Here is a 4,561-nt window from a genome sequence, read left to right as displayed (position 1 = left end):
GCTTTATTCATCCAATTTTTCCAGTCGGCTGAGGATTATTATGCCCGTTTTGACATTGCCACATCGATTCGTATGTTACGCATTGCTATGTTTCTGATTTCTCTTATTGCACCTGCTACCTATGTTGCTGTCACAACCTTTCATCAAGAGATGGTACCCACAACACTTATTGTAGCCATTGCTGCACAGAGAGAATCCGTCCCCTTTCCAGCATTCGTGGAAGCTCTACTCATGGAGGTCACCTTTGAAATTTTACGCGAGGCAGGGATTCGATTGCCAAAAGCGATTGGTTCGGCCGTCTCCATTGTTGGAGCTCTTGTAATTGGGCAAGCAGCCGTTCAAGCTGGTATTGTGTCACCAGCTATGGTCATTATCGTCTCTATCACCGCGATTGCTAGCTTTGCCACGCCGTCCTTTGATATGGCCATTTCGGCTCGCTTAATTCGCTTTTTATTTATGTTAGGTGCTGCCACATTTGGTTTCTATGGTATTATTCTCTGCCTTCTCATGATGGTCGTTCACCTATGCAGCTTACGTTCATTCGGTGTGCCCTATATGGCGCCATTCGCCCCATTTATACCCGTCAATAATGGGGATACAGTGGTACGACTACCCTGGTGGACATTAAGACAACGACCGAGATTAATTAGTGCCAATACGATTCGAGAAGGGACAAATCAACGCCCACAGCCTCCTGCATCTCGCGGTATGGTGAACCGAGACTTTGAAGAAGGTGACAACAATGAAGCGTAAAGGAAGTCTTCTTTTATTAATGATGATAATGGCACTCTTGCTCTCTAGTTGTTGGAGTAAAAAAGAGTTAACCGACCTTGCCATTGTATCAGCCATGGGTGTTGACAAAACAGAAGATGGAAGATACACGGTCACGCTTCAAATTATTAATCCAGGAAACGTGGCTGGAGGACTGGTAGGCGGAGGTGGTACGCAAAGTCCACCTGTTACCATCTATTGGGATTCCGGCGATAATTTAGTTGAAGCAAGTAGACGGGCTTCCAGTAGGATTTCACGACGTGTATATTATGCACATACAAATCTGTTAGTTATTGGTGAAAAGCTAGCAAGAGAAGATGGGATGAACGTTTTGATAGATGCTTTTGATCGAGATCCAGACTTTCGAGCTACTGCCACTATGGTAATTGCAAATCACACCAGTGCCGCAGACCTTGTCAAAACATTAACACCCGTTGATAAAATTCCAGCGAATAAAGTGCTGAAAACGTTAGAATTTACTCAAAAAAAATGGGGAGAGAACATAAAAGTATCTCTCCAAGACGTCATGATGGGGCTTGAGTCTCCTGGAGGGAAAGCCGTTGTAGGAGGATTTCGTATGGTTGGAGATCATAAGCAAGGACGAACGTTAGAGAACCTTCAAGAAAGTGCGCCTGAAGTAACGCTTCGGGCTTCTGGAATTGCCGTTTTAAAACAAGGAAAGTTAGTGGATTGGTTGTATGGAAAAACAGCAAGAGGAACGGTATGGATTTTAGATAAAATCCAAGGTACCGATATTAATATTGATTGGGGAGGGAGAAAAGAAGCCATTGCTTATCAAACTGTCCGTCAAAAAACAAGTGTGTCTGCTCAAATAAAGAATGGACAACCTCATATTTCAGTTCATACCCGTGTAGAAGGAGATATTGGTGAAATGGAGGTACCTGTAGATATCACCAATCCAAATGTCATCGCAAAAATAGAACAATCAGTGAGGAAAGAAATTAAAAAAGAGTTGAAGATGGCTATTGAACGTGCGCAAAAAGATAAAACAGATTTCCTTGGATTTGGCGAAGCCATTCACAGTTCGAGACCAAAAGAATGGAAAAAAATAAAATCCGAATGGAATGATGTGCATTTCCCAAAATCAAAAGTCGACATTACCGTAGAATCCTATGTGCGTCGTGCTGGCCTACGAAATAAGTCGTTTCTTTCAGGAGTAAAAGAGAATCAGTAACGATAAGAAAGGAGGTACCAATTAAATGGAGAAAGCTAAAATTAGTGCAGTTCAATTATTTATTTTAATGGAACTATTTGAATTAGGCAGTGCCTTACTGGTACCTCTTGCCATAGATGCCAAACAGGATGCCTGGTTGGCGATTCTACTTGGCATGCTAGGTAGCCTGGCTCTATTTTTAGTCTATCATAAACTGTATACCTATTATCCGGATTTCTTGCCTACAGAGTACATGCAAAAGATCTTAGGCAAAGTCCTTGGAACGATAATTGCCGTTATCTATGTTCTTTACTTTATGTATGATGCTTCAAGGGTTCTACGTGATTTTGGTGAAATGTTGTTAACCTTTGCCTATGCCGATACGCCTTTGTTTATAGCGAATGCCTTATTGATGCTGGTCATTATTTATACCATTCGACAAGGAATTGAGGTTATTGCTCGATCAGGAGAGCTCCTGTTTATTTTCATGTATGCTCTGGCGATTGTTGGATTTATTTTGATTGTTTCTTCAGGTTTACTCGACGTTACACACTTAAAGCCCGTACTTGAAGAAGGCTTGTTACCGGTTCTAAAAGTAGCAGTGACTCAGACCCTGTATTTTCCTTTTACGGAAGCCATTGCGTTTACAATGATTTTTCCCTACTTGAAAAATCCCAAGAAGGCTAAAGTAACGATACTGTCTGTCATCGGATTAAGTGGCATCAATTTGGCCCTTACGATGATGATTAATGTGAGTGTGTTAGGCGTAGATTTGACAGCACGTTCACAGTTCCCTCTTCTTAGTACGGTGCAAGCTATTCAAGTTGCTGATTTCTTAGAACGTCTTGATGTATTTTTTATGCTTGCTTTAGTGATTGGTATTTTCTTTAAAATTAGCGTGTTATTTTATGCGGCTGTCATAGGAACAGCTAACTTATTTAAGATTAAATCACCTTCACGGCTTTCATATCCGTTGGGGCTAGTCATTCTATTTATGTCTATCACGATTGCGAGCAATTTTCAAGAACATCTCCATGAAGGAATTCAAATAGTACCATTAGTTCTGCAAATGCCTCTCTTCGCAGTTATTCCTCTTTTGCTTCTCCTTATTGCTTTCTTCAAAAATAGGAGTAAGACGTAAAAAGAAATATTTTATGTATAGTAGTGCTTGAGGATGAAGCAATTATTAAGATCTATTGAATTACTAGAGGTAATTATTTATTAATAAGGATTTAAAATATTTGAGGTGATTTTTATTTATAGTTGGGTTTATGATCATTTTATTAACACAATTCTATTTCCTCTTACTTGTATAATGACGATAGCCATTCTATTAAGTATATATGCGTACTTTAAGTTAAGAAAAGCAAATAACCAATGACTTCCAGTTAATAAGATAGCCATCATAAGGAGGTAATTGTCTAGTGGAAAAAGCAAAAATTAGTGGAAGTCAACTATTTACCTTAATGATGCTGTTTGAATTTGGAAGTGCTTTTCTTCTCCCTGTTGCTATAGAAGCGAAGCAAGATGCTTGGCTATCCATTATGTTCGGAATGATAGGGGGAGGTCTCCTATTTTTAATCTACTATCAGCTGTATCGTTATTACCCTGACCTATTACTTGTAGAATTCATCCCAAAAATTATGGGGAAATGGATTGGTCGTCTCTTTTCATTTCTTTATATTTTCTATTTCGCAAACCTTGCTGCCAGAGTCATTCGGGATTTTGGCGACATGTTATTGACATTTGCCTATCCCGATACTCCCTTATTTATTGTCAATGCCTTATTAATGTTTGTTGTTATCTATACCGTTAGCAAAGGAATTGAAGTCTTGGCAAGGTCTAGTCAGCTTCTRTTTATGTTAATCTAYCTGTTTGCCATTTCTGGATTCATTCTTATTGTATGTTCTGGTTTAATTGAYTTGGCTAATTTAAAACCTGTATTAGAAGAAGGAATTGGTTTACCTTTAAAGGTTGCTTTGACTCAAAATATATATTTTCCATTTGGTGAAATGGTTGTGTTTTTGATGATTTTACCTTATGTAAAAAATATGAATAAAGGAATTGGATTAAGCGCTATTGGATTAAGCGCTATTGGATTAACAGGGAYCAATTTAATGATTACTATGCTAATAAATGTGAGTGTATTAGGTGTAAGTCTTACAGCACGTTCACAATTTCCTCTTTTAAGTACKGTTCAGAGTATTCARGTAGCTGATTTTTTAGAGCGTCTTGACGTGTTTTTTATGCTTGCAGCCGTTATTGGAGGRTTTRTTAGAATAAGTGTGTTTTTCTATGCTGTTGTGATAGGTACAACAAATTTATTTAAGATTAAATCTTCATCTARCTTATGCTACCCCTTAGGGTTTGTTATTTTACTCTATTCCTTGTCKCTAGCCAATAATTATGAGGAGCTTGTACAAGAGGGGATTAAAACACTACCATTTTATCTAGATATTCCACTTCAAGTCRTAGTTCCTCTTTTGCTTCTTMTTGTGGCTTTCTTTAGAAATAGAGCCAGTATTAAGAAATCTGAGTCCACTCTAGTAGAATGAAATATGTACAAGTTTATCTGCCAAATCAAGCTTTTATATTTATATAAAATGTAGAAAAATT

Annotated in this window: 4 protein-coding genes; all 4 read left to right on the top strand. The window is 38.2% G+C overall.

Annotated elements, in window-relative coordinates:
• Positions 1 to 753 (top strand): spore germination protein (locus AC1D0Y_RS29290; RefSeq protein WP_477708427.1); only part of this gene is annotated, 753 nt, incomplete at its 5' end.
• On the top strand, positions 743 to 1,966 hold the full coding sequence (locus AC1D0Y_RS29285) for a Ger(x)C family spore germination protein (RefSeq protein ID WP_477708426.1): 1,224 nt from the start codon (positions 743 to 745) through the stop codon (positions 1,964 to 1,966). The genes AC1D0Y_RS29290 and AC1D0Y_RS29285, both read left to right, overlap by 11 nt.
• Positions 1,967 to 1,991: 25 nt before the next feature.
• Positions 1,992 to 3,086 carry a GerAB/ArcD/ProY family transporter gene (locus AC1D0Y_RS29280; protein ID WP_477708425.1) on the top strand — a complete coding sequence of 365 codons (1,095 nt, stop codon included), beginning with the start codon at positions 1,992 to 1,994 and terminating at the stop codon, positions 3,084 to 3,086.
• 283 nt (positions 3,087 to 3,369) lie between these two features.
• Complete coding sequence (locus AC1D0Y_RS29275) at positions 3,370 to 4,500, top strand: GerAB/ArcD/ProY family transporter (RefSeq protein WP_477708424.1); 1,131 nt, start codon at positions 3,370 to 3,372, stop codon at positions 4,498 to 4,500.
• The last annotated feature ends 61 nt before the right edge of the window (positions 4,501 to 4,561 follow it).

It is taken from the genome of Priestia sp. P1_B12_1 (assembly GCF_056406695.1).
The sequence above is the reverse complement of the archived record's forward strand: the minus strand, read 5'-3'. Positions and strand labels throughout refer to the sequence as shown.

What these genes read in the sequence shown, in the direction of transcription:
- AC1D0Y_RS29285 (WP_477708426.1), top strand. Translation starts at nt 743, where the DNA reads ATGAAGCGTAAAGGAAGTCTTCTTTTATTAATGATGATAATGGCACTC.
- AC1D0Y_RS29280 (WP_477708425.1), top strand. Translation starts at nt 1,992, where the DNA reads ATGGAGAAAGCTAAAATTAGTGCAGTTCAATTATTTATTTTAATGGAA.